The organism is Fictibacillus enclensis, from assembly GCF_030123385.1.
In the GTDB taxonomy this organism is placed as follows: domain Bacteria; phylum Bacillota; class Bacilli; order Bacillales; family Fictibacillaceae; genus Fictibacillus_C; species Fictibacillus_C enclensis.
Genome location: NZ_CP126109.1, coordinates 2,562,659 through 2,588,653, shown reverse-complemented (window position 1 = coordinate 2,588,653; position 25,995 = coordinate 2,562,659). Strand labels below are relative to the sequence as shown.

Annotated in this window: 21 protein-coding genes; 20 read left to right on the top strand and 1 reads right to left on the bottom strand. The window is 43.9% G+C overall.

Annotated features, from left to right (window positions below; translation table 11 throughout):
• Positions 1-235: 235 nt before the first annotated feature.
• A complete protein-coding gene (locus QNH15_RS13590) occupies positions 236-943 on the top strand; it encodes a YukJ family protein (protein WP_283888924.1) in 708 nt (235 codons plus the stop codon).
• Between the two features lie 18 nt (positions 944-961).
• Here the strand turns inward: QNH15_RS13590 and QNH15_RS13585 are convergent, their stop codons facing one another.
• Complete coding sequence (locus QNH15_RS13585) at positions 962-1,807, bottom strand: AraC family transcriptional regulator (RefSeq protein ID WP_061970352.1); 846 nt, start codon at positions 1,805-1,807, stop codon at positions 962-964.
• A 220-nt stretch (positions 1,808-2,027) separates the two neighbouring features.
• On the opposite strand from QNH15_RS13585, the gene QNH15_RS13580 reads away from it, so the two are divergent.
• The 19 genes from QNH15_RS13580 to QNH15_RS13490 all read left to right on the top strand — a co-directional run bounded on the left by QNH15_RS13580 (position 2,028) and on the right by QNH15_RS13490 (position 25,974).
• Positions 2,028-3,035 (top strand): Gfo/Idh/MocA family protein, encoded by a 1,008-nt coding sequence (locus tag QNH15_RS13580; protein WP_283888919.1) that lies wholly within the window; start codon positions 2,028-2,030, stop codon positions 3,033-3,035.
• Between the two features lie 25 nt (positions 3,036-3,060).
• Positions 3,061-4,281, top strand: a complete 1,221-nt coding sequence (locus QNH15_RS13575; protein WP_283888917.1) for an ABC transporter substrate-binding protein — start codon at positions 3,061-3,063, stop codon at positions 4,279-4,281.
• Between the two features lie 18 nt (positions 4,282-4,299).
• A complete protein-coding gene (locus tag QNH15_RS13570; RefSeq protein ID WP_283888916.1) occupies positions 4,300-5,241 on the top strand; it encodes a carbohydrate ABC transporter permease in 942 nt (313 codons plus the stop codon).
• Positions 5,241-6,077, top strand: a complete 837-nt coding sequence (locus QNH15_RS13565; RefSeq protein ID WP_283888914.1) for a carbohydrate ABC transporter permease — start codon at positions 5,241-5,243, stop codon at positions 6,075-6,077. Before QNH15_RS13570 ends, QNH15_RS13565 begins: the two co-directional genes overlap by 1 nt.
• Before the next feature lie 28 nt (positions 6,078-6,105).
• Entirely contained in the window at positions 6,106-7,074 is a 969-nt protein-coding gene (locus tag QNH15_RS13560) for a sugar phosphate isomerase/epimerase family protein (RefSeq protein ID WP_283888913.1), read from the top strand.
• On the top strand, positions 7,065-8,264 hold the full coding sequence (locus QNH15_RS13555) for a Gfo/Idh/MocA family protein (protein ID WP_283895560.1): 1,200 nt from the start codon (positions 7,065-7,067) through the stop codon (positions 8,262-8,264). The genes QNH15_RS13560 and QNH15_RS13555 overlap by 10 nt, the downstream gene beginning before the upstream one ends.
• A 207-nt stretch (positions 8,265-8,471) precedes the next feature.
• On the top strand, positions 8,472-11,570 hold the full coding sequence (locus tag QNH15_RS13550; protein ID WP_283888912.1) for an efflux RND transporter permease subunit: 3,099 nt from the start codon (positions 8,472-8,474) through the stop codon (positions 11,568-11,570).
• 163 nt (positions 11,571-11,733) lie between these two features.
• Positions 11,734-14,478, top strand: a complete 2,745-nt coding sequence (locus tag QNH15_RS13545) for a bifunctional YncE family protein/alkaline phosphatase family protein (protein ID WP_283888911.1) — start codon at positions 11,734-11,736, stop codon at positions 14,476-14,478.
• 145 nt (positions 14,479-14,623) lie between these two features.
• Entirely contained in the window at positions 14,624-15,727 is a 1,104-nt protein-coding gene (locus tag QNH15_RS13540; RefSeq protein WP_283888910.1) for a 5-methyltetrahydropteroyltriglutamate--homocysteine S-methyltransferase, read from the top strand.
• Between the two features lie 149 nt (positions 15,728-15,876).
• On the top strand, positions 15,877-16,797 hold the full coding sequence (yhfZ, locus tag QNH15_RS13535) for a GntR family transcriptional regulator YhfZ (protein ID WP_283888908.1): 921 nt from the start codon (positions 15,877-15,879) through the stop codon (positions 16,795-16,797).
• Positions 16,798-16,824: 27 nt separating this feature from the next.
• Positions 16,825-17,169: a PRD domain-containing protein gene (locus tag QNH15_RS13530; protein ID WP_283888906.1), complete on the top strand. Its 345-nt coding sequence runs from the start codon at positions 16,825-16,827 to the stop codon at positions 17,167-17,169.
• A gap of 15 nt (positions 17,170-17,184) precedes the next feature.
• Complete coding sequence (locus tag QNH15_RS13525) at positions 17,185-17,550, top strand: DUF2620 domain-containing protein (RefSeq protein ID WP_283888905.1); 366 nt, start codon at positions 17,185-17,187, stop codon at positions 17,548-17,550.
• Positions 17,551-17,581: 31 nt separating this feature from the next.
• Positions 17,582-18,880 carry a YhfT family protein gene (locus QNH15_RS13520; RefSeq protein WP_283888904.1) on the top strand — a complete coding sequence of 433 codons (1,299 nt, stop codon included), beginning with the start codon at positions 17,582-17,584 and terminating at the stop codon, positions 18,878-18,880.
• Between the two features lie 12 nt (positions 18,881-18,892).
• Positions 18,893-19,813 carry a phosphotriesterase family protein gene (locus QNH15_RS13515; protein WP_283888902.1) on the top strand — a complete coding sequence of 307 codons (921 nt, stop codon included), beginning with the start codon at positions 18,893-18,895 and terminating at the stop codon, positions 19,811-19,813.
• Between the two features lie 47 nt (positions 19,814-19,860).
• Positions 19,861-20,928 carry an aminotransferase class V-fold PLP-dependent enzyme gene (locus QNH15_RS13510; RefSeq protein ID WP_283888901.1) on the top strand — a complete coding sequence of 356 codons (1,068 nt, stop codon included), beginning with the start codon at positions 19,861-19,863 and terminating at the stop codon, positions 20,926-20,928.
• Between the two features lie 13 nt (positions 20,929-20,941).
• The gene (locus QNH15_RS13505) at positions 20,942-22,105 is read left to right on the top strand and encodes an alanine racemase (RefSeq protein WP_283888900.1); all 1,164 of its coding nucleotides are present in this window, start codon (positions 20,942-20,944) and stop codon (positions 22,103-22,105) included.
• 30 nt (positions 22,106-22,135) lie between these two features.
• Positions 22,136-23,416 (top strand): serine hydrolase, encoded by a 1,281-nt coding sequence (locus tag QNH15_RS13500; RefSeq protein ID WP_283888898.1) that lies wholly within the window; start codon positions 22,136-22,138, stop codon positions 23,414-23,416.
• Positions 23,417-23,452: 36 nt separating this feature from the next.
• On the top strand, positions 23,453-24,259 hold the full coding sequence (locus QNH15_RS13495; protein ID WP_283888897.1) for a histidinol-phosphatase: 807 nt from the start codon (positions 23,453-23,455) through the stop codon (positions 24,257-24,259).
• Positions 24,260-24,447: 188 nt separating this feature from the next.
• Positions 24,448-25,974 (top strand): acyl-CoA synthetase, encoded by a 1,527-nt coding sequence (locus tag QNH15_RS13490; protein ID WP_283888896.1) that lies wholly within the window; start codon positions 24,448-24,450, stop codon positions 25,972-25,974.
• Positions 25,975-25,995 lie beyond the last annotated feature (21 nt).

The following is a 25,995-nucleotide window of genomic DNA, read 5'->3' as shown; positions in this document are numbered from 1 at the left end:
GGTAATAACAGTATAATTATAGAAGATTCCTAGAGAAATAACCCATTGCTTTAGATTTATTTTTAAGGAGGAATAAGTAGGAAGAAATTCACAGATTACTTACTATGATTCCTACAATGGGCACTTGCGGCGGTAACTTTCCTGGTTTACAATAAGAACAAATGTTCCTGTTTGGTTTATAAAAAGGATTTAGAGATCGTGCAACGAATTATATGGGTTCAAGGAGGGGAAGTACATGTCATTGAACAACTACGGAGTGTTAAAAGGGAAAGTACTAGATTCCAAGCATGGCAGTGATGCCAGTCCTCATTACCAGATCCTTGTTGAGGGGGAAGAACAAACGAAATACCGTGTGGCGGTTAACATTAAGTCACAATCCTACCCTTCAGAAGTATTGTATTTTGTCAGTGACCAGTTTCGATCCGAAGATTTAGCCGCATTGCCGAACTTACCAGCTGGATTTATGGATATAAAAAATAACCATCCGGATATCGCGCTTGATTTTATCCGAGGAAATTTATTTGATCCCAAAAAGATGGTTCCGTTGCCTGCTGACGTTGAAGGACCGGATAATGACCTGAATGAAAAGTTAAGTTTTTACATTGAAAAAGCACAACAGGAAAAGGCAGTTCTTTATGCCTTCGGCCAGCGCTGGGGACCCGAGAATAACAAACCGGATCAGTATTTTGGATTTACCCCTGGGAATGGAATTCATGATATCCATATGAACCAGGGAAACGTGGGACAGTGGAAACGAGATAATGGAACTTGGCAGGATGGCGGTTTGCTGCTTTATTTTGAAGAATCGAATTCGTGGGTAGGAACGTTCCTTGCTTTTCAATCACAGTCCTGGTGCACCGATGATCAAGGTAACGCCGTGCTGCCTGTAGAGGAATGCAATTATTTGAATTATGATCAAGCCAACAGAAAAGCCAAACAGTGATCCATTGCTGTTTGGCTTTTATTTTTTTCGGATAACAGAAGGAGGCACATTTTTAATTTTTTTAAACACTCTTCCGAAATAGGTAATACTGCTGAATCCGACATTCCCTGCAATTTCTGTGATCGAAGCGTCAGTGTCCACCAGCATTTTTTCTGCTTCGTTGATTCGAAGCAAATGAAGATATTCAATTAATGTTTTTCCCGTTATTTTCTTAAAGACTTTGCAAAAGTGATTGGGGCTTAAGTTAACCATCCTCGCAGCTTCTTCAATGCTGATTTCCTGGTTATAGTGTTCTCTCAGGAATTTTAACAGGCCGGTGAGATGATAAGACTTTTTGGAAAAAGCAGGAGACTGTTCTTTCAGCTGATGATAATAGCGGAAAATAAGACCGAAAATCCGGAACAGCTCTGCCTTAACTAAAAGTTCATAACCGACCTCGCTCTTTTCAAATTCGGTGATCAAGCAAGAAATGGAACGGCTGAGTTCATTCGTGTACACTTCTTCTTTTCTTAAAAAGTTTTGAAGCTTTAATTCATTGTTGAAATAGGGATAAAGATAAAGGCGTTCGGTACAATCGAGGCCCGTGTTCCGAAGCAGGGCATCATTAAACACAATAGCTGCAATTTCAGCATGGTCAGTCAGCCCCTCTGCGGCATGCAGCTGTTTCGGGTTCACAAAGGCAAGTTCTCCTTTTTCGAGATGGACGAATGTATCATCTATTTGCACCTTTACTTTTCCTTCTTTAATAAAAATCCATTCCATATGATTGTGCCAGTGAAGAGGAAACTTATTGATGAAGAAAATATTAATAGGAAATGTCTTATCCGGAATATATGTTGCTTCCTTTAAATCACTTCTGGTCATACCATTCCTCCTCAATCCACTCATATTTTTCTATTAAGATAACAGGTAAACGGAAGAATGACAACGCTTTCTTTGTCTGAGTTGCGTAATATTGTGCGAATTATGAATAAGATTGTGAATAGCCATAAGAAAGCGCATTCAGTACGATAAATGCGAAGAGTGGAAATACATCAACAGAAAACTGAATACTAGGTAATTTATTCAACAGGAGGCTAGAGATATGGAAAAAATACGTATCATTCAAATTGGTTCAGGAGGATTCGGCCAATCATGGCTTGAAGTGGCCATGAAGTATGAACAAGTTGAGCTTGTTGCTGTTGTAGATATGATGGAGGAAAACCTGAAGCAAGCAAAACAGATTACTGGCTTACCGGGGGAAATGTTGCTCTCAACTATAGATGAAGCTTTAGGGGAAATCGAGGCGGATGCCGTGTTGATCGTCACTCCGCCGCAAACGCATAAAGAGCTGGCGATAAAAGCCATCCAGCAGGGGTTTCACGTGATGATGGAAAAGCCACTTGCACATACGCTTGAAGAAGCAAAGGAATTGCTGGATTTTAAACAGAACCATCATAAACAGCTGATGGTCAGTCAAAATTACCGGTGGAACCGTCCGATCCAAACGGTAAAACAGTTGCTTGATGCGGGTGAAATCGGAAAAGTGGAATGGATGAATTATTCCTTTCAGCGCGCAAGCCACTTTGGAGGCTGGAGAGACCGATATGATCATATCCTCCTGGAGGATATGTCGATCCATCATTTCGATCTGATGAGATACCTGCTGAATAAAAACCCGATTGAAGTTTACGCACAAAGCTACCGTCCATCCTGGAGCTGGTTTCAGGGGAATCCGAATGCCCATGTATCGATTGCCTTTGAGGATGATGTTCATGTCAACTATGCGGGAAGCTGGGTGACAAAAGGAAAGGAAACCCCGTGGAATGGAGAGTTTCGGTTGGTCGGAGAAAAAGGTGCCATTGAACTAATAGAGGATAAAGTTACTTTATATGATTCAACTAATAAAGCACGAAATGTGCCTTTAGTCGACCTGCCTTATGATGACCGTACGTTGTCACTGGATCATTTTGTTCAATCGATTATTTACGGCAATCAGGCTGCCACTTCTATTGAAGATAATATTAAGAGTTATGAGCTCACCTGCGCCGCCATCGAATCAGCAGTTACTCACAAGGTGGTCAAGCTGCCTTTATCCCTGGTCCAAAACTGATTACAGGCTAAAGGAGGGGTATGGAATGGCAAAGAAACTGTCGGTTTTTATCATGTTATTAGCCTTAATTCTGGTTTTACCCGCGTGTGAAAGCGCAGAAGGCAAACAAGATGGAAAGATTAAATTAACGTGGTGGGACTATTACGGCAGTGAAGCCGCTGTCGCAATGAACAACGCCATTAAAACATATGAGAAAGCCCATCCAAATGTGGATATCGAACGAATCGAGGTTTCGTTTGGAGAGTTGAAAAAGAAGATACTCTTGGGAGCAGCCGGAGGGGAATTGCCGGACATTTTGATCATTGACAACCCTGACCATCAGATGCTGGCAGAGGCGGGGATTCTGGCAGATCTTACGAAGAAAGTGAAAGTATGGGGACAGGAAAAGAATTACTTTGAAGGGCCGCTGTCATCTACCGTTTATAAAGGGAAAAATTACGGAATACCGCTTGGAAGCAACAACCTTGCCCTCTTTTATAATGAGGACCTGTTAAAAGAGGCAGGGATAAAGCCTCCAAAAACCTGGGACGAGCTTAAAAACGCAGCTAAGAAATTGACCCATAACGATGTATATGGCATATCGGTATCGGCCATCAGTCAGGAGGAAGGTACGTTTCAATTTTTGCCATTCGTCTGGCAAGCAGGTTCTGACCTGACTCATTTTAATACGCAGGGATCAGTCGATGCAATTTCCCTCTGGAAGGAACTGATTGATAGTCACTCTATGTCCAAAGGCGTTCTAACACAAACCCAGCAGGATGTTGCTTTGCAGTTCATCAACGGAAAAACCGCGATGATGGTGAACGGTACCTGGCAAATTCCTGTTTTGGAAAAAGAAAAGAAATTGAATTGGAATGTAGTGGAGCTTCCAGGATACAAGGAAAACAGCACCATTTTGGGCGGAGAAAATTATGCTATCACAAGTACATCCAAACACAAAGAGGCAGCATGGAATGTGCTTATGTTTTTGCAGGAGAAAGAAAATGCCAAAAAGATTCTCATTCAAAAAGGGAATTTGCCCCCGCGAAAGGATTACATCCAGGATGACTATTGGCAAAAGGATCCCAGACTAAAAACCTTTGCCAACAGTATGGAGTTTGCCAAAGCCAGAGCTTACGGGGCATATTATCCTTCCATTTCTGAAGAAATTCAAAAAATGATGCAGGAGGTTTTAACCGGAAGCATGCCCGCTGATCAAGCGGTCAAACAAGCAGCCAAAAAGATCAAACCCTATATCACTCAATAGGAAAAGGTGGTGAGAGTCATGAATGTAGAAACGGATACTTCTTGGCAACGGAACGTCACTATGGAAAGCAGAAAAAAAGCAAAACGAAAAAAGTCGTTGGGTAATTACCTGTTCATACTGCCAGGCGGAGTCTTTCTGCTTCTGTTTTTGGTGTTGCCCATCGGCTATAACTTGAAAATTACGTTTGAGGATTTAACAGCCTTAAATATTTTAAAGGAACAGTCCTTTGTCGGTCTGGAAAATTATGTGACGGTGCTGAAAGATAAAATTTTCCTTCTTTCGCTAAAAAACTCTGTAATCTTTACCGGTCTCTGTATCTTTTTCCAATTTACGATCGGCTTTGCCTTTGCTCTGTTTTTTAACAAGAAATTTCCAGGAAGGAACGTAATGAGGGCGCTCATTTTGATTGCCTGGATGATTCCCATGGTGATTACAGGCACCTTATTTAAATGGATGTTTGCCGGTGACCACGGAATCATTAACCATCTTCTTTTATGGCTGGGAGTGATTGACCAGCCGATTCATTGGCTGATCAATGATCATACTTCATTGTACAGCACCATCATGGCCAACATCTGGATCGGGATTCCGTTCAATATGATCATTTTGCTGGCCGGTCTCCAATCGTTGCCTGAGGAAACCTATGAAGCGGCCAAAGTGGATGGAGCAGGAAAGATTCGGCAATTCTTTTTTATCACCCTTCCGCTTATGAAGCCTACTATCTTGACCTTGCTCATACTGGGCATTATTTACACCTTCAAAGTCTTTGACATCATATTGATTATGACCGGCGGGGGACCAGTCAACAGTTCAACGGTCTTGCCGTTCTACTCCTATGAAATGGCATTTACCAACTATAATTTTAGCCTTGGCGCCACCATAAACACCATTATGCTCGGTTTATTGGTACTTGTAGCTCTGGTCTATTTATGGCTGGTCAGAAAGGAGGAAAATGTGTAATGAATTCGCTCCCGAAGGTCAACAATAAATATTTTACGACGGCCATTGCTGTCATATCGACCATCATTTTTCTGTTCCCTGTATACTGGATGGTCACCACATCCATAAAACCGATGTCTGGCATTTTGGCAACCACTCCACAGATCATCCCTCACGAGATACAGTTTCAAGCTTATGTGAAAAATTTTATACAAGATACCGAGATTCTGAGATTCTTTTTAAACAGTGTTATTATCGCAACAGGTTCCATGATATTGACCTTGCTGTTTGCTTCACCATTCGCCTATGCGCTGGCCCGTCTGGAGTTGAAAGGAAAGGGCTGGATGATAGGATTTCTGCTGGTCGTCCAAATGCTGCCGAACATCATGCTTGCTTTACCGTTCTTTATCTTGTTTTCTAAACTTCATTTATTAAACCATTTTATTTCCTTGATCATTGCCAATGCCACGCTTTCCATGCCATTTGCCATACTTGTGCTTCGCCCATTTTTCATGTCCATTCCAAAAGGGCTTGAAGAAGCAGCGGTCATTGATGGATGCAACCGCTTTACCGCATTTTGGAAAATCGTTCTGCCGCTGGCAAAGCCCGGCCTCCTGACAGTTGGATCTTTCTGCTTTTTACACGCATGGGGGGACTTGCTGTTTGCTTTAATTTTGACCACGGACAAAAGCGTCCGGCCATTAACGGTTCATTTGTATACCTTTGTCGGGCAGTATGGAACCGATTGGAACTCCTTGATGGCGGTGGCAACCGTCTGTGTTATTCCGATCATCATTATTTTTATCGCGTTTCAAAAACATATCGTTGGAGGACTGGCCTCCGGGTCTGTTAAATAATCAGAAAATCAAAAAAGGAGAGAGTTCGATGAAATTAGGAGTATTTGCTGTGTTATTTTCAAAAAAGACATTTGAAGAAGCTTTGGATTACATAAAGGAAAGTGGGCTGGATACGGTAGAAATCGGCACTGGAGGCTATATCGGTGATGCCCACTGCAAGCCGGCTGAATTGCTGGCAGATGAAACAAAATTGAATGACTTTAAATATGCACTGGAGTGCCGGGGGATTCAGATCAGTGCCCTCAGCTGCCACGGAAACCCGTTGCATCCCAATCAAAATATTGCAGAAGAGCACCATCGAGTCTTTCAGGATACGGTTCGCCTGGCCGCAAAGCTTGGTGTTGAACAGGTGGTTACTTTCTCGGGATGTCCGGGTGAATCCGAGTATTCTCTTCATCCTGTGTGGATCACATGCCCTTGGCCGACCGATTTTTCTGAAGTTGTGGATTGGCAATGGAACGAAAAAGTCATTCCGTATTGGAAGGAGCAAAATGAGTTTCTAAAAGAACATGGCGTAAAAGCAGCCATCGAGCCGCATCCCGGATTTGTTGTATACAATACGGAAACGCTGCTTCGATTACGAAGAGAATGCGGAGATCAAATTGGCGCAAACTTTGATCCAAGCCATTATTTTTGGCAGGGGATGGACCCGGTCGCATGCATCCGGGCACTTGGAAGAGAAAAAGCGCTGTTTCATTTTCATGCCAAAGACACAAAAATCGATGGACAAAACCATCCATTAAATGGTGTACTTGATACAAAGAGTTATAGCGACATCGCCAACCGGTCGTGGGTGTTCCGAACCGTGGGTTACGGCCATGGAGAAGATACATGGAGGGATATCATCAGCGCTCTTCAAACGATTGGTTATAACGGAGCAATCAGCATTGAGCATGAAGATGGATTAATGAGTGTCGAAGAAGGATTCACAAAAGCAGTAGCCTTTTTAAAGGACAAATTGATTGAAGAAGGAGCTGTTGAGATGTGGTGGGCGTAAACCAAAAGCAGGTAAGGGTAGGACTGGTCGGCTATAAGTTTATGGGAAAAGCGCATTCTCATGCGTACCGGGATGTGTCGTTTTACTTTGACACAAAGGCGAAGCCGGTCCTGCAAGCCATCTGCGGACGCAATGAAGAAGGCGTGAAAGAAGCGGCAGCCACCATGGGCTGGCAAAGCTATGAAACAGATTGGCGAAAACTGATTGCACGTGATGACATTGATCTCATTGATATTGTCACTCCTAACAACAGTCATGCAGAGATTGCTATTGCAGCCGCACAAGCCGGCAAACATGTTTTTTGCGAGAAGCCGCTGGCTTTGACGCTGGAACAATCCCAACGGATGCTGGATGCGGTGGAGAAAAATGGTGTGGTACATATGATCAACCATAACTACCGGTTTGCTCCGGCCGTACAGTGGGCAAAAAAACTGATCGAAGATGGCCGGTTGGGTCAAATCTATCATATCCGAGCGACCTATTTGCAGGATTGGATCATGGACCCCGAATTTCCACTGGTTTGGCGGTTAAGCAAAGAGGTCTGCGGCTCCGGTGCATTGGGTGACTTGGCCGCACACAGCATCGATCTCGCCCGTTTTTTAGTCGGAGAATTCAAGGAAGTCAGCGGGATTATGGAAACATTCATTAAAGAACGGCCCATTGTGGAGGACAGTTCGGGATTAAGTGGCAAAGGATCATCCGAACAAAAAGGTCCTGTTGAGGTAGACGATGCAAGTGTATTCCTCGCCCGTTTTGAAAACGGTGCCATCGGAACGTTTGAAGCGACACGCTTTGCAGGAGGCAACCGAAACGGAAACCGGTTTGAGATCAACGGAGAAAAAGGATCCATTCGTTGGGATATGGAAAACATGAACAATCTTGATGTTTATTTTCATGAGGATGAAGATGGACTCCAGGGGTTCAGAACCATAAATTGTACCGAAGAGGTCCACCCTTATGCAGGCGCCTACTGGCCGGCAGCCCATATCATAGGTTACGAGCATACCTTCACCAACCTGATGGTGGAATTGATGAATGGCATTGATCAAGGATACAGTCCGCTACCAAACTTTGTTGACGGCGTCCGGAACCAGGCAATATTGGAAGCTGTGCAGGAATCGGCCCGGACTAAGCAGTGGGTTTCCCTGGCCGATGTCTTTAAAAAAGCAGAACACTCAGTAAAAAGTTAGACACATAGAAAGGCCCCTTAACATTTACGTGTTAAGGGGTTTTTTGTATGGAGAAATAGTTTACAAGAAAAGTATTTAACAATATACAATTCTTTTACGCTGAATTAACAAGGTTTTTACACAAGGGTTTTATACTGGACTAGTAACAGGAAAAATTTACATAAATCAAAGATCCATGATAATCAACAAAACAAAGGGGGGGATAAAATGAAGTCAATTCTCAATGCGGTAATGAACCGCGCCATACTTATGATTACGTTAATCGTATTAATTATGGTCTGGGGTGCTGTCGGCGCCTGGAAGATTCAGCGGGATTATCTGCCGGAGATCAGCAATGCGACTCTAACCGTTTCTGCTCAAGCTCAGAATTTCTCAGCCGATCAAGTGAAAACCTCTATTACCAAACCTATTGAACAAGCCGTCAGAGTGGTTGATGGCCTTCAGGACATTGAGACAAGTTCGTATCAGGGAGGCTCATTCTTGCGGCTCAATTTTCCCATGAGCTACGATATGAAACAAGCTGAAACGGATGTACGTGCGGCTATTGATGATTTGCAATTGCCTTCAGGGTTAAAAAAGCCAGTTGTTACCCGGTTAAGTACTCATTCGTTTCCGATCATGAGCATCAATCTGACCAGTTCATCTGCCAATGTGACAGAAAACGGGTTAAGGACCCTGATACAGGAAGAGATCGCGAATGAGCTAAAAACGGTACCAGGTGTCAAAGATATAAAAGTTACTGGCGGCGGAAACGCGGGTTACTCTCTACAATTAAATCCTGAAAAGCTGAAGAAAGAAGGATTGTCGATTGACGATGTACAATCCGCATTGGAAAAGAAACATTCAACCATGCTTCAAGGCAATGTAGCTAATCAAATCTCTTCTTTTCCCATTCAAGTCACCGGCTGGATATTATCTAAAAATGATCTCATGCAGTTGCCAATCAAGCGACAGGATGGTCATACAATACCTCTTTTCCGTGTAGCTGATATTTCTAATGCTGTTGTCAATCTTCAAACCATTTCACGGACAAATGGATCACCGAGTGTGCAGCTTGATGTACTAAAAACTTCCGAATCTACCATCACAGAAGTAGGGGAACGGGTAAAAAGCAAACTGAGTGCTATACCTGAAATTAAGAACCATGAAGTCAAATCGGTTATTTTATTTGATCAAAGCCAGGAAGTAAACACTTCATTACAGGGTCTGGTAAAAGAAGGACTGCTCGGATGTCTCTTTTCCATGATTTGTGTCTTCCTCTTTTTCCGTCAGGTGCGTTCAACGTTGCTTATCGTTTTATCTCTGCCCGTTTGTTTACTGGCAACAACAGGGATTTTGTACACGATGGGAATAAGTTTAAACTTGCTGACAGTTTCCGGGTTAATTGTTGCAATGGGACGTGTGGTTGATGATTCCATTGTAATTCTGGATAATATGAACCGAAAAATTCAGGAGGCTGGCGGAAGAATTAGAAAACAACTAGTAGTTGGAGCGGTTGCTGAAATGCTGCCTGCCATCGTTTCCTCAACTGCAACAACAATAGCTGTTTATATCCCAATCGCGTTGATCGGAGGACTGATCCGTTCTGCTTTTTCCGGTTTTGCCTGGTCGGTGGTTATCGCGCTTGTTATTTCTCTTGCTGTTGCCATGTTTATCGTTCCTACACTTTATTATGTAGTCTGGAAAACAAGTCCAGGAAAAAGTCAGGATCCACTTGAATCACAAGCCAGAATGCTGTTGCATTGGGGGTTCCAATATGAAAAGAGAATTGTTGCGATCATCCTTGTCCTATTTGTTCTAAGTGGTGTGGGAGCTGCTTTTTTGCCGGTCAATTTTCTTCCAATGGCCCATAAACCAGGTCAAATTGGCGTGCGTCTGGAATTACCCCAAACCACATCATTAGAAAATATGGAAGCTGAAGTTGAAAAACTTGAAGGGGAGTTAAAAGCAAACAAAAAGGTAAGCGGGTTTTCTTCTTTGCTTGGATCATCGTTCACCCCGGAATCAGATGATGTTTTTGATGCAGGGGGCGGTTGGATTCAAAAGCCAAACGTGGCCAATTTATTGGTTAGCCTAAAACAAGGAACAGATGTTAATTCGTTTATGAAAGTATTGCAAAAACAACTGGATGCACGGTCAGGAAAAGCAATTTATACCGTAACCAATCAACGAATAGCGGGAGATGATTCTCAGTTAAAGATTAATCTTACAGGAGCAGCTCCCGAGACATTGGAAGCTATGGCGCAAAGTATAGGGCAGCATCTCTCACATATTCCCGGGCTCGCAGTTGAGAACATAGCAGACCAGGAAGGAACGGTGAAAGGGTATCGCATCAATCTCGATCAAAAAGCGATTGAACGAAATGGCATTAAAGAAAGTGATGTGCTCCAGCGAATACAGTACTATACTTCTGAAGGAGCCATCGGACAATTGAACATTAATGACACTTCATTCCCGGTTGTTTTCAAAAATACTCAGAGTTTAAATCAGAATGAAGAGGCGTCTGATTCCTTAGCCCGGCTAAGTAATGAAACGTTTACTGCAAACAAGGGACAGCAAGTGAAGCTCCGTGAGCTGGCAACGGTTGAGGCAGATAAAGATGGTACGGAAATTCAGGAAAAAGCCGGAAAGCCATATGCAGAAGTGACCGCAAATATCATCTCCAGTGATCTGGGTGGTGTTTCAAGGCAAGTGAAGGATGAAATGGAAAAACTGGATTTACCAGAGAATATTCAGTATTCATTTTCTGGCATACCGGAGCAAGTTAATGAAATGATGTATGAAATGGCCATAGCTCTCGCCTTTTCCTTTCTGCTCGTACTTATGATTGTCAGTTTGGTATTTAAGGGCTGGAAGGGACCATTATCTGTTCTGATATGTGTTCCATTAGCATTTATCGGCTCAGTCATCGCCATGTTCATCTTCCGGCTGGAATGGGATTTGGCAGCTTTGGTTGGATTATTAATGCTAACAGGAATTGTAGTTACCAACGGAATCGTCCTTGTGGATAAAATCGAAAGAAATATTGCAAGAGGAGCTTATCTTGAGGAGGCTGTTCGTTCTGCTGCTTTAACAAGGGCACGCCCCATTATAACAACAGCTCTTACGACGGTATTAACGGTTCTTCCTTTGGCACTTTCTTCACGTCAGGATGCTGTGGTATCACAAACTCTGGGTATTGTTGTCATTGGAGGCTTAGTCACTTCCACTTTTTGCAGCTTGATCATTATTCCGATTTTTTATAAGGGGATGAATAGAAAGGCACTGCCTGACCGTACAGAACACGAGCAAAAAAATTATGCCTGAATGAAACCTGCAGCAACCATGCTGCAGGTTTCATTCATTAAGAAATAATTTGAATATTTTACATTATTAATCAATTAAATTTACGTTAACGTAAAGAAAGATTAAAAGTGGAGGAGTATTCTAATCTAGAAATACATACCAAATGATAGGAGAGAGGCAATTGTTGAAAAACAAGAAAAAGTTCATAACGGGGATCGCGCTCAGCACTGTTCTGCTTGGCTCGGCAAGCGTATATGCCACGGTGCAGGATCCTTTCGGTAAAAAACTGGTCGGTCGGCAGCCCGGCGGTAAAGTGGTAACTCCGGTCAACCAACTCGTAACACCTGCCGGCAAGCAAATTGAATTTGGCGGAAATCCTATTTCACTGGCGGTTCATCCGAATGGTAAGACAGCAGTTGCATTAAATGGAAGAACAGATTATGGCGGAAATGGATTAAATGTGATCAATCTTGAGACCGGGAAACTTATGGCTACAAGTTTTAAATTGAAACTTTCTCACATGTGGGGTGTAGCCTATTCTCAGGACGGAAAAGAGTTATATGCAACAGGTTCAACCGGCAAAACTGGTAAAGTTGTTGTCATGTCTGTCGCTCAAGATGGAACTCCATCAGTTAAAGCGACTTATGACCTTCCTGAGGCAGCTGCAGGCGGAAATATTAATCCTCTCGATATCAGGGTAGCGCCATATGGACAACTCCTTGTTGCGCTAAACCGGGATAACAGTCTGGGGCTGATCGATCCGACAACCGGGGAAATCACATCCAAAATCGCGGTTGAAAATGCGCCCACCAGTGTTTGGATAGACGGAGATAAGGCATATGTAACCAATCAGGGAGGAAGAAAGCCAAAGCCTGGTGATGCCACCGTTGATTCTTCCGGGACACAGGTGGTCATTAACAAGAAAACAGGGGCGACATCAACAGGAACCGTTTCAGTCATAGACCTTAACACAAAGAAAGTAATCAAAAACATTAAAGTGGGCGTCCAGCCTGAAAGAATGACGCAATCCGGTCAGTATTTATTTGTAACGAATACCAACAGTGATTCTGTATCCGTTATCAACACAAAAACAAATAAAGTGGTTCAAACCATTGATGTAAAGCCATATCCTAAATCGAAAAAGGGAGCAGCTCCAAACTCGATTAAAATGCTGGATGATCAACGTTTGCTTGTAACATTAGGAAGAGCAAACGCTGTAGCCGTCTATGACTGGCAGGGACCAAAAAAGAAACCGGAACTTCTCGGTTTGCTGCCAACCGCTTGGTTCCCGGTCGATATGGCAATGGATTCCAAAAATAAACGACTCATTGTGGCAAATGCTGATGGAGTCGGCTCTCTTGGACCGGCAAGGACATCCACTATTCAGGGTATTACGGTTTCCGGCCACTCTTCCTATGCTCAGGTTGGGTCGATATCACTGATGCCGATTCCGTCAACGGGAGACATAATTAAAGGGACAAAGAAAGTGTATGAAAATAACAATTGGTATGGCTTAAAAGATTTAAATGCCAAGGCCCGCCCAAACAAAAAGCCGGTTGCCATGCCGGAACGGGTAGGTGAGCCTTCTACCATTAAGCATGTATTTTACATTATTAAGGAGAACAGAACGTATGACCAGGTACTCGGTGATTTAGGAAAGGGCAATGGCGAACCGGCCATCACTCAGTTTGGTGAAGAAGTGACACCGAATTTTCACAAGCTGGCTAACACTTTTCCGCTTCTGGACAATTTTTATGTGTCAGGGATTCAATCAGCAAGTGGCCATCAATGGGTGATGCAAGGAACCAATACAGATTACGAAGACAAAGAAACCGATACAGCTAACGTAAGAAGCTACCCCGGTGGAGCAGGAGATCCAATGGCCTATGCACCGACTGGACATCTATGGGACCAAGCCCGTAAATATAATGTTTCTGTAGAAAACTTCGGAGAAGATACCACCGGCTTTGTCGGGCCGGAAGAGTTTGGAACGTGGACAGACTGGTACAATGATTATTTAAACCTTTCTGGTAAACAGGAAGGAGATCTTCATGTTCCGATTGGCCATTATAAAGCTACTTACGATATTCCATCATTAGGACCAATCACGCACAAACCGTACCCAACGTTTGATATGAACATTCCAGATCAATACCGTTTTGAAATCTTCAAAAAGAAATTTGAGAAACATGTAAAAAATAATGATCTTCCGGCATTAAACACGCTTTGGGTAACAAATGATCATACAGCAGGAACAGCCACCGGGAATCCTACCCCGCAGGCCATGGTGGCAGACAATGATTTGGCTGTCGGGAAAATAGTTGATCTTATTTCTCATAGTCCGTATTGGAAGGACTCCGTGATCTTCGTTACAGAAGATGATGCACAGAACGGATTGGACCATGTAGACGGACACCGGGAACCGGCTTATGTTATAAGTCCATGGGTTAAAAAGGAGATTACCAACAGCCGTTATTGGACCGTTATCAACATGGTTCGAAGTATTGAACAAATCCTTGGACTTCCAGCAATGAACCAAAACGATGCGGCTGCTCAGCCAATGAGCGAAATTTTTACGAACAAGCCTGATTTTACACCGTATAAAGCTGAAGGTAACCGCATTCCGCTGAATACCCTGAACGGCCAGCCGAAAGCTAATACTGCTGCACTAGCCAATACAGAAGAAACGACATCAACTTCAAAAATACTGGCGCAGAAATGGACGGAGTGGTCAAATAAGAACAAAAAGTTCTTGAGCGGAAAAACCGCTTCCCCAGATGAAGTCAACGCCAATATGTTAAATCACGCCGTCTGGTATGCAACAAAAGGGTTTGATACTCCATATCCGGGAGATAAAGCTCCTCTTGCGCCTGATGTAGTGGCTCAGCAACCCGAAAGCAAAGCACCGTCACCTGCAGACAATGACTAATAATGAAAAAATGGGTCTCTCCGAATAAGGAGAGACTTTTTATGATAAAAAATTTTCATTATTTGATGAATTAAGACAAAAGCATAGCGAATAGCTCAATTTTATGGTTATAATAGGGTTAAAAAATTTCAAGGAGCTGTGACAATTGACAACAACGTTAACAAAAGGACCGTACAAAGCCGATCATGTTGGGAGTTTTTTACGCCCTGAGCGAATTAAAGAAGCCCGTGTCCTTCACCAAAATGGAGACATTACGAGAGAGCAGCTTCGTAACATTGAAGATGAAGAAATTACACGTCTTGTGGAAAAACAAAAAGAAGCAGGGCTGCAGGCCGTAACGGACGGAGAGTTTCGCCGTGCCTGGTGGCATTTTGATTTTTTGTCTCAATTAGAAGGTGTGGAACTTTACGAAACAGACGCTGGCATTCAGTTTAACGGTGTACAAACGAAAGCACACGGAATCAAGGTCGTTGGCAAACTGGACTTTAGCGACCATCCGATGCTTGAAGATTATAAATTCCTTCATGACCTTGCAGGGGACCATGTCGCAAAATTTACCATCCCCAGCCCCAACATGCTGTTTTTCAGGGGAACGATTGATGAAAAGGTATATCCGGACAAAGATGAATTTTTTAACGATCTGATCACGGTTTACCAGAAAGCCATTCAAGCCTTTTATGATGCAGGCTGCCGGTATCTGCAGCTGGACGATACGGCGTGGGCGGTTTTCTTCTCTGAAAAGGGTCAGGAACAGATTGCCGCTAAAGGTTACTCAATGGATGAATTGCTTGAACGATTTACACGTGCCATTAATGAATCCATTGCCAAAAAGCCCGAAGACATGGTCATCACCATGCACATCTGCCGAGGAAACTTTAAATCCAGCTATACGGCAAGCGGAGGCTATGACAATGCTTCCGAATACATTTTTGGAAAATTAAAGGTGGACGGGTTATTCCTTGAATTTGATGATGAGCGTTCCGGCGGCTTCGAACCTCTTCGCCATGTGAACCGGCAGGATTTACAGATTGTTCTGGGACTGATTACATCAAAATTCGGCGAATTGGAAGATTCGGAACTCATCAAAGAACGAATTCGTGAGGCTTCCCAGTATGTGCCACTGGATCAAATCTGTCTCAGCCCTCAGTGCGGATTTTCTTCCACAGAGGAAGGAAATCTGCTGACAGAGGAGCAGCAGTGGGAAAAAATTAGACATGTCGTTTCCATTGCAAACGAGGTATTGAAATAAAACATTCTATAAAATAGTAAGAGAACGAGGGGCATCCTGCTGGGATGGCTCTTTTTTTAATTTTCAAAAAATTTATTGTCTCCTTCTTTCGCATATGGTATGTTGATGTTGAAAATACAAAATTTTGTACAAAGCGTGGTAGAACACAAATGAATGAACGGCTTTTATCAAAAAAAGGAATGATCCTGCAAAAAATAGCAGAATCCTTCTTATTCATTAAAGTGGATCATCGCATCCCAAAGATTGGCGATTTAGCCAGTAGAAACGGTGTGGGCAGAGGCACGATCCAGACTGTTCTAAAATACCTGGAGGAAAGCGGAAGTATCCGGCTTCATGCCAAAGGTCATTTGGGGACTTTTTTACGGTACAAAAACACCCCTCAGCTCTTGAAATTTTGCGGCATGGAGCGATTAACGGGAATTATGCCTTTGCCTTATTCCAAAAAGTACGAAGGGCTCGCATCCGGACTTTCTTCCGAGTTTCAGGCGCAAGGAATGGAATTAAGTATTGCATTCATGAGAGGAGCAAAACTCCGGCTTCATGAGGTAGTGCAGGGCAGGTACGATTTTGCCATCGTTTCCAGGTTTTCGGCAAATGAAGCCATGAAGGAGCATCCTGAACTTTCCATTCTTCTTTCGTTTGGAAGCTACTCCTATGTATCCAAACATGCGGTTATTTTTTCAGACCGAAAATACAAAAGGTTTGAAGACGGGATGAAGATTGGAATTGACCCGTTCTCAACTGACCAACAAGTTTTGATTAAAGAAGAGACAAAGAATAAAAACGTGCAATACATCGAGCTGAACTACATGCATTTGCTTCGGCATATTCAGGCAAAAACAATCGACGCCACCATCTGGAATATGGATGAGGTGGATAATGAACGCTATCACACCATGCCGCTTTCTTCGCCACTTGCACAAAAGAAGGAAGAGTATATGGGGGAGGCCGTATGTGTAGCCCGGAAAGACAATAAAAAGGGAGCTTATGGACTGAGCCTGGTTCATTTAGAAAAGGTAAAACAGATTCAGGAAATGGTAGAAACAGGAGATCATCTCCCTAAATATTAATGAAGTTTTTTTGAAAGGAGGATTTAAGTGAAAGGATTGCTGGAACGCCTGGAGTTGTTAAAAAGCAGCGATTCCATTACAGAGACGGCTTTTGACATCTGCCGGAAGACCATTCAGAAATTTGTAAGCGAGAATGAAGCGGACCAGTACACCATGCTGATTACACATCTCGCAATGGCACTAACAAGAATAGAAAGAGAGCAGGAGCTGTTCCCGCCGCCAACGGATATCATGATGGAAGTCTATCAATCTCCGAAAATGGAGGAAGCACGGGGACGTGTCGGCTGGATTGAAAAACTGTTAAATCAAAACTTGCCAGAAGAAGAAAAAGAGTTTTTATACCTGCATTTTGTGAATGTGCTATCAGCCTAGCAGAGGGGGAGACAAATGAGGATTGCAATCGGAGGACAAGTGGAAAAGCAGGAAATTGAACAGTTGGTCAAGGCTGCAGGAGGAGATCAGGTTAACGTCGTTATAAAATCGGATCTGGAAGCGGCCATGCTCATTAAATCAGGCGGAGCGGATTATTACCTCGGAGCCTGCCATACCGGGGGAGGCGGAGCACTTGCCATGGCCATTGCTCTATTGGGAAAACCGCAATGTGCCACCATTTCCATGCCTGGTAAAAAGCCGGTTAAAGAACAGGTGGAACAAGCGGTGGAATCAGGAATAAAAGCATTTGGTTTTACAGGAGATCATAAGGAACAAGCGGTGGAATACGTAATGGGAGCCTTACTGAAACAATACACATAGATCAAAAACAAAAAAATAAGGGGGATAAATCATGCTGGAAGCGGGGTTAATGGTTTGTATTGGTGCGCTTGCTGCAGTTATGGCAAATTTGGGAATCGCCGTTTTTAATGATGGTCTCCGTCCAATCGTACCAGAAAATCTGGAAGGACGGATGAGCCGCAAAGAATTGGGAGTAACTGCATTCGCCATGAGCTTTGGTCTTGTCATCGGGTTTGGAATTCCGATCTCGATTGCAGGAAGTATTATCTTAATCCACAGTATCTTGCTTGGTACTGATATCATCGGTCTGGCGTTTAACCGGAGCAAAGTGAATGCCGTATTGGCAGGTGTGGCAGGAGCCCTATATGGACTTGGCATTTACTATGGACTCCAGTCGGTCGTTGAAGTGTTTAAAATGCTGCCTCTTAATTTCGTGGATGGATTCAATAAAGTGGGCGAACCGGTGGTTGTTTCTTTTATGGTGTTCCCTGCCATTGCTGTTGCCTTGCAATTCAGCATCAAGAAAGGTGTACTTACCTTTATCGCAGCAGCCATTGCCCGTCAGCTTATCGTCTTTGCCAACACGGAAAAACTGATTTCGATTAACGGAACACAAGTTGTATTAAGTCCTGAAGGTATTGCTTTAATCATAGGAATGGTCTTTTTGCTTTCGTTTGCCATGAGGGAAAAATCCGAAGATCAGAACCTTTCCATACTTGCCTCGTTGTTTACCGAACGGGTCGCAAAGATCAAGAAATACTCCTGGGTATTAATGATCAGCGGCGCGCTCGTGGCCGTTGCAACCAATCAGCTTATGATTGCCGGAGATCCCATTTCTCTTAACCTGCTTTCTGACGGCAAGATTTCCGAAGGCGGTATTGCTTCACTCGCTAAAGCGATAGGATTCGTCCCGTTAATCGCAAGTACCGCCATTGCAACGGGGGTTTATGGCCCTGTTGGATTTACCTTTGTTTTTGGCGCAGGTATTTTTTCACCTAACCCTTTCCTCGCCGCCCTTCTGGGGGCAGTTATTATCTTTGCCGAAGTAATGCTGCTGACACAGTTAGCCAAAGTGCTTGACCGCTACCCGGGTATTCGTGAATCCGGCGAAAACATTCGTACCGCCATGACACGGGTGCTTGAAGTGGCTTTGCTGATCGGCGGTGCGAACGCGGCCAACGCCATTGTTCCAGGACTCGGTTTTTTTGCGATTGCCGGACTCTATTTGCTCAACGAGGCGGCAGGCCGGCCGATTGTCCGCATGGCTGTAGGTCCAATCGGGGCTATCGCCGTGGGGATTCTCGGAAATATTCTCGTGTGGATTGGATTGTACACACCGCCTGCAGGCTAAGGAGGAGAATACATGCTTATACAAACCGTGAAAGGTCTGATCGAGCCAGATGAATTAGGTATCTGTGCCTGTCATGAACACCTATATGTGGATTTAAGTCATATCAAAAACGACAAGGATTGCTGTTTGCAGGATGAAAAGTTAGTCGCCGAAGACTTGGAGCAATTTAAAGTGCTCGGCGGCCGGACGGTGATCGAGGTCACGAATGATGGAATGGGCAGGAACCCAGAGATCCTGAAACAATTGAGCACAACGCTCGATCTGCACATTGTCGCAAGTACAGGCTGTTATAAGGATCCTTTTATCCCAGAAGATAAACAGCAATGGACCCGTGATCAGTTTACTGAGTGGATGGTAGATGAAATTTGTTACGGTATTGCTGGAACAGGCATCAAGCCAGGGGTCATTGGTGAGATTGGCAGCAGTTTCAATGAATTTAAACCCATTGAAACAGAATTATTCCATGGCGCTATAGAGGCAGCCCGTCAGACGGGTTTGCCTCTCTCCACCCATACCACTCTGGGAACGTGCGCTGCCGAACAGATCGATTTGTTTATTACAGAAGCATTACCGCTTCATCAGGTCATCATCGGACATCAGGACTTAAACCAGGATAACGGAGTCGTTTTGGACGTATTGAAAAGCGGGGCATATGTCGCTCTCGACACGATCGGTAAAGAGAATTACCGATCGGATCAGGATCGCTTGAATGCTCTGCTTCTTTTTTTGGAAGAGGGATATGAAGACCAACTGCTGCTTTCCAGTGATCTAACGAGAAAATCCCATCTGCGTTCTTTCGGCGGACAAGGGTATGATGTTGTTCTCCGGTCGTTTGTTCCTGCCTTGAAAAAACAGGGAGTGACAGACGCGGTCATGCAGAAGCTGTTGAAGGAAAATCCGAAAAAGGCGTTCAGCATTAAGGAGAGGGGGTGAACAGGGTGCGACTTAAATATGCGGAATCTATGTTGGAGAACCGAACAATGGAAGAAGCAAAGGAACTGCAGTTTCGATTGGTAGAAGAGATGACTAAAGTCTTTCACCACAATTCATTTTTTACCCTCGGCGATGTCGGGTTGCATCCCGACCATCACCGGCCGCAAACGACAGCAAAGGCGGAAAAAGTAATCGCCAATGTATTTGGCAGTGAAGCGTGTGCACTGGCAAGAGGAAGCGGAACCGGTGCCATCCGGTTAGCGTTAAGTATTTTAGCTGGGCCGGGGGATTCCATTTTTGTCCATGATGCACCGATATACATGACCACAAGGGAAACCTTTCGCCTGATGGGGTTAGTGCAGAAACCGGTAAATTACAACAGCAAGGAGCAACTGATTAAAGCCTTACAGAAACATACAGAAATCAAGGTATTTTATGTTCAGCATGCAAGGCAGCAGCCAACAGACACTTATCGGATTCAGGAAGTGATTTCTCAAGTCAAAGATCTCCGGCCGGATGTAATGATCATTGTCGATGATAATTATTGCGCTTTAAAAATGAAAGGAATAGGCGTTGAATATGGGGCCCATGTTTCCACCTTTTCCGGTTTTAAAGTTCTGGGGCCAGAAGGAATTGGAGTCATTTTGGGAACGAAAAATTTCATCGAAACACTCCATAAGCGCAATTATTCAGGAGGGGGACAGGTTCAAGGGCATGAAGCCCATGAATTGCTGCGCGCCATGACGATGGCACCTGTTATGCTGGCCATTCAAAATGAACAGGTGGAAGATTTGTGCGAAAGACTAAATAAAGGAGAGGTCCCCTTCGTAAAAGAGGCGTATATTACCAATTCCCAGTCAAAAAATGTGATCGTAGAGCTGAAGAAGCCCATTGCACAAAAAGTAATTGAAAACGCAAGTTGCCATGGTGCAGCGACCTACCCGGTTGGCGCTGAATCGAAATATGAACTGTTGCCCATGATTTACCGTGTATCCGGCAGTTTCCTTGAGCATCAGCCGCGGTTAAAGGAATTTGGTCTCCGCGTCAATCCGATGAAAGCTTCGGCACTAACCGTGCTAACGATACTTAACAAGATAATGGATGACATATCATAAGGAGCTCCCGACGATGTTTACAGACATGATGAAAAAGAGAAACCCGGCATTAGTCAAAGCAGCTGCAGCCCTTCATCAAAACGGGTCCATTCCGCCCAATACGTATGTGATTGACCTCGATTCCTTTTGCCGCAATGTTCAAAGTCTCTCCCGGTGTGCCAAAGAGCATGATTTGCAATTGTATTACATGACAAAACAAATCGGGCGAAGCGGTTATATTGGACAGGTCATTGAAAAGAACGGCATTTCAAAAGCAGTTGCTGTGGATATCGATGAGGCATTTAATCTGAAGAAAGCAGGCTGCCAAATCGGAAACGTCGGGCATTTGGTTCAGCCGGGAAACAAGCAGTGGAAGGAAGTTCTCACCAAAATCTGCCCGGAAGTGATCACCCTTTTTTCCTTGGAGCGGGCAGAACAGCTGTCTGAGGCCGCTTTGTCTCTTGGAAAATCGCAGAATGTGATACTCCGTGTTATCAGTGAACACGATGTGTTGTATCCAGGCCAGCATGGAGGGTTTCCCCTCAACACAATAAATGCTGCTGTCCCTGAATTGCTCAAGCTTCCAGGAATAAACGTGACTGGCTTGACCAGCTTTCCGGTTCTGCAGCTAAACAAAGGTCAAACCGGTTTTGATTTTACAATGAACCTCGAAACGTTAAAAAAAGCGAGAGAGATCATGGAGGATAAGGGGGTGAGGGTGACTCATATTAATGCGCCGGGTTCAACAAGCTGCTTTACAATCCCTTTTTTAAAAGAACATGGTATTACCCATGGAGAGCCGGGGCATGCCATGACCGGAACCACACCGCTTCATGCTTATACATCATCACTGCAAGAAACCCCATGCCTGGTTTATGTTTCAGAAATTTCCCATATGGATGATTACGCGGCTTATACGATTGCTGGAGGCTTTTACGCAAGGTCCAATATGGAAAAAGCGTTTTATGGAAATACCCCTCAACGTCTATTGAAACAAGAAACAAGCGTGCAGCCTCCGTCTTACGAAAATATCGATTATTATGGAAGCCTTGAGAAAAACGATGGAATGAATGTTGGAGATTCAGTGATCTATGCCTTTCGGTCACAGATTTTTGTCACGAGGTCCCATGTGGCTTTTATTCAACGAACAAATTCTCATAGCCCGGAGGTGGTTCACTTTCAGCGGAGAGGGATGTGAAAAAAATAAAAGGGTAAAGGAGTGATTGTGTTGAAGAAATGGTTGAGTACTTTTATGGCGCTTTGTTTGATTTCTGCTGCAATACCTGCCGGAGCGGAGGCGTCTGCTCAAGCGACAAAACTAACATACGGTCATGCTGAATCGGTAGGAATGAGTTCCACGACGTTAGGGAAAATTGACGGGGTAGCCAAGCAGGCGATCCAAACCGGAATGACGCCTGGCGCTGTCGTCTTGGTCGCGAGAAATGGGAAAATCGTAAAAGAAACTGCATACGGAGATGCACAAAAATATGACATGGGCGTTCTGCTCTCCCATCCCCGTAAAATGAAAAAGAACACGCTTTTTGATTTGGCTTCTGTAACCAAAGTTATGGGTACCACACAAGGCATCATGAAGCTTGTAAATGAAAAAAAGCTGAAGCTCTCCGACCCGGTTGTAAAGTATATCCCTGATTTCGGACAAAATGGAAAAGAGCATGTGACGATTGCCGATTTACTTACACATACTTCCGGATTAACCCCTTGGAAACCAACTTACTTATATGCCAGAAATCCTAAGCAAGTGTTGGAGATCATCAACAACTTACCCCTGGAATACCCGACAGGCACTAAGCGCGTTTACAGTGATTTTAGTTTTATGACCCTTGGCTTTGTCATCGAAAAAATCACCCACCGGCCACTTGATGTCTATCTGGAAAAACAAATCTACCAGCCACTGAAACTAAAAAATACGATGTTTACCCCTGATGCCAGTCTGAGGCACAAGATTGCTGCGACTTCATGGGGAAACCCTTACGAATATAAAATGATAGACGATCCCAATTTCGGCTATTATGTAGAAGAGGATCCGAACATGTTTCCTGGCTGGCGGCATTACACGCTGGTAGGAGAAGTGAATGATGGCAACAGTTTTTATGGAAATGGAGGAGTTGCCGGCCATGCCGGACTGTTTTCAACAGCAAGGGATTTAGCCGTCATCGGCCAAATGATGCTGAACGGCGGTTCTTATGGGAAGGAAAAGGTGTATGGGGCAAAAACCATTCAAAACTTCACCTCGGAGCATGCATTTGGACAGGCATATGGCTGGGAAAAGGGCAAAAACTGGTACATGGGAGACTATTACTCTTCCAAAGCGTTCGGACATACCGGCTTTACCGGCACACAAGTAATTTTTGATCCGGCATATAACCTGCAAATTATCGTACTGACCAACAAGCAGAATAACGGACCACTTCCAAGTGGGAGTTATCCAAGTACAGGTCCGCTTTCAAAGGAAATCGCCAATCTAGTTTATACTTCTATCAAAAAATAAGATACTAGACTTTAATTTTAAAAGAGGTGGTTTTACATGAAGTTTGACTATCATACTCACCATGACCGATGTGGCCATGCGGAAGATTGCATTCGCTCATACATTGAGGCCGCAATCGAAAACCATTTGGGCATGATCGGAATCTCTGACCATTCACCTTATCTGTACAGTGAAGAAGACCATCTCTTTCCAGGTATTGCGATGGCCAAAAGCCACTTTCCCCAATACATCAAGGAGGTTCTTCAGCTCAAGGAAGAGTATCAGGGAAAAATTGAAGTGCTATTGGGTGTGGAATCGGACTTTTTTCCCGAGCATGCCGAGATGTACCAGCAATACTATGAGCAATTTCCGCTCGATTACATTATCGGATCGGTGCATCATGTGAGCGGACTAAGTATTTTTAAAAGAAACCGCTGGGAGGGGTTAACCGAAAAACAAAAGCAGGAAACGAAAGAAACCTACTATGATTTGATCGAGCAATCGGCCAAAAGCGGGATTTTTCAGATCCTCGGCCATATCGATGCCATGAAAGGTTACTATCCTGCTTTTTCCACAATTCAGACCGAGGCCGTCGATAAAACGTTGAAAACCATCTCGCAGTATGAAATTGCCATCGAAATTAATACATCCGGAAAGAACAAAGACTGCGGAGGATGGTATCCCGCAGATGAGCTACTCGAACGTGCCCTGTTCCATGGTGTAGCCGTGACGTTTGGCTCTGATGCTCATACCCCGAAGCGAGTCGGCGATGAATTTGAAGAAGTCCAGACGCGATTAAAAGAGATCGGGTTCCGGGAGTGGGCATATTTTAGAAACAAAAAAAGATATATGACGGAATTATAAGCAGCTTCTTCTGAAGTTGCTTTTTATTTTTGTATTTACAAGGATTTACTTTTTTAGATGGTAGGTCTATTATAGAAGATAATTTAATAGCAGAATAGTCTGATAACTTCATCTTTAAAGGAGGGAAATGATCGTTATGGGAGATACCGTTTTATGCAACCGCTATCAAAGTGAAAGGAGAGTGAAGAATGACAGCGATGAATCTGGCGTATTTGTTAAGCAAATCTGCAGCGGCTTATCCGGATCATAATGCCATTATTTATGGAGAAAAAACTTTAACATTTCAACAGCTGAACCATCGGGTTAATCGATTGGCTCATGTATTGAGAAATAACTTTAAACCCGAAGATCGGGTTGCCATTCTTTCTCCCAACCGGCCGGAAATCCTTGAAGTGATGTTTGCGGTTTGGAAGGCAGGCCTGGTTGTTGTTCCGCTGAACTTTCGTCTCCATAAAAATGAAGTCCTGTTTATTTTAAACCACAGTAAAGTTTCCGGCTTGTTTTATGATGGCATGTATCAGGAACAAATTGCAGGAATGAAGGATAATCTATCAGCACATCAGCTTATTTCATTCGATCAAAACTACGAAAGCCTTTTGTGCCAGGGGAAGAAGGATGAAGAAACGGCCACTGTTAATGGAGATGATTTGGCCTGGCTTTTTTACACCTCCGGAACCACTGGCCGCCCTAAGGGAGCTATGCTGACTCATCGTAATTTGCTGCTTATGGTCCTTAGTTTGTGTACTGATTTGTATCCTTTCAGTCACCGTGACATTGGTTTGCATGTCGCTCCATTAAGCCACGGATCCGGCTTATATGCATTGCCTCTTATCGCGCAAGGGGGAACCCAGGTTATTTTGGGGTCAAGCAACTTTAAGCCTGAACGAGTTTTTGAGCTTATAGAAAAGCATAAAGTGAGCATTTTGCCGTTTCTGGCCCCGACCATTGTGAAGCGGTTAACCGATTCGGATGTGAAAAAGCAATATAGGCTGGATTGTCTTAGGTGCGTCCTATACGGTGGTGCGCCGATGTATGTGGAGGATTTAAAAGCGGCTATGCATTCCTTTGGTTCGATTTTTGCCCAAGTGTATGGCCAGGGAGAATGCCCAATGACCATTACCGGTTTAAACCGGGAACAGCACCAGCTGGGAGACGAGGCCGTATTATCATCCGCGGGAACAGCCCGGACAGGAGTTGAAATTGCTGTCTTTAATCAAGATGATAAATTACCTGCCGGGCAGATCGGAGAAGTAGCCGTTAAAGGAGATTTGGTCATGAAAGGCTATTGGAATGATCAGTCAGCCACTGAAAAAACCGTAAAAGATGGCTGGCTTTATACAGGAGATGTCGGATATATCGATGATAAAGGATTTCTGTACATACTGGACCGTACGAAAGACATGATCATCAGTGGAGGCAACAATATTTATCCGCGTGAAGTGGAGGAGGTATTGCTACAGCATCCTAACATTGATGAACTGAGTGTATTTGGCCTTCCGGATGCGGAATGGGGCGAGGCGGTCTGTGCCGCCATTGTCTTAAGAGAAGGGCAGAGTCTTTCAGAGCAGGAAATAAAGGAGTATTGCAAAGCATATTTAGCCAGCTATAAAAAACCATCAGCTATTCATTTTGTAAACTCGTTGCCCAAGAATGCCTATGGGAAAATCATGAAAAAAGAGCTTCGTGGCCACTTTTCAAAGAATTACTCTTTATAACAATAACATAAGCAAAGGAGC

Coding starts and splice junctions, on each gene's coding strand:
- QNH15_RS13565 (WP_283888914.1), top strand. CDS start 5,241: ATGAATTCGCTCCCGAAGGTCAACAATAAATATTTTACGACGGCCATT.
- QNH15_RS13495 (WP_283888897.1), top strand. CDS start 23,453: ATGAAGTTTGACTATCATACTCACCATGACCGATGTGGCCATGCGGAA.
- QNH15_RS13490 (WP_283888896.1), top strand. CDS start 24,448: ATGACAGCGATGAATCTGGCGTATTTGTTAAGCAAATCTGCAGCGGCT.
- QNH15_RS13520 (WP_283888904.1), top strand. CDS start 17,582: ATGCTGGAAGCGGGGTTAATGGTTTGTATTGGTGCGCTTGCTGCAGTT.
- QNH15_RS13510 (WP_283888901.1), top strand. CDS start 19,861: ATGGAAGAAGCAAAGGAACTGCAGTTTCGATTGGTAGAAGAGATGACT.
- QNH15_RS13560 (WP_283888913.1), top strand. CDS start 6,106: ATGAAATTAGGAGTATTTGCTGTGTTATTTTCAAAAAAGACATTTGAA.
- QNH15_RS13585 (WP_061970352.1), bottom strand. CDS start 1,807: ATGACCAGAAGTGATTTAAAGGAAGCAACATATATTCCGGATAAGACA.
- QNH15_RS13590 (WP_283888924.1), top strand. CDS start 236: ATGTCATTGAACAACTACGGAGTGTTAAAAGGGAAAGTACTAGATTCC.
- QNH15_RS13575 (WP_283888917.1), top strand. CDS start 3,061: ATGGCAAAGAAACTGTCGGTTTTTATCATGTTATTAGCCTTAATTCTG.
- QNH15_RS13570 (WP_283888916.1), top strand. CDS start 4,300: ATGAATGTAGAAACGGATACTTCTTGGCAACGGAACGTCACTATGGAA.
- QNH15_RS13515 (WP_283888902.1), top strand. CDS start 18,893: ATGCTTATACAAACCGTGAAAGGTCTGATCGAGCCAGATGAATTAGGT.
- QNH15_RS13550 (WP_283888912.1), top strand. CDS start 8,472: ATGAAGTCAATTCTCAATGCGGTAATGAACCGCGCCATACTTATGATT.
- QNH15_RS13525 (WP_283888905.1), top strand. CDS start 17,185: ATGAGGATTGCAATCGGAGGACAAGTGGAAAAGCAGGAAATTGAACAG.
- yhfZ (WP_283888908.1), top strand. CDS start 15,877: ATGAATGAACGGCTTTTATCAAAAAAAGGAATGATCCTGCAAAAAATA.
- QNH15_RS13580 (WP_283888919.1), top strand. CDS start 2,028: ATGGAAAAAATACGTATCATTCAAATTGGTTCAGGAGGATTCGGCCAA.
- QNH15_RS13505 (WP_283888900.1), top strand. CDS start 20,942: ATGTTTACAGACATGATGAAAAAGAGAAACCCGGCATTAGTCAAAGCA.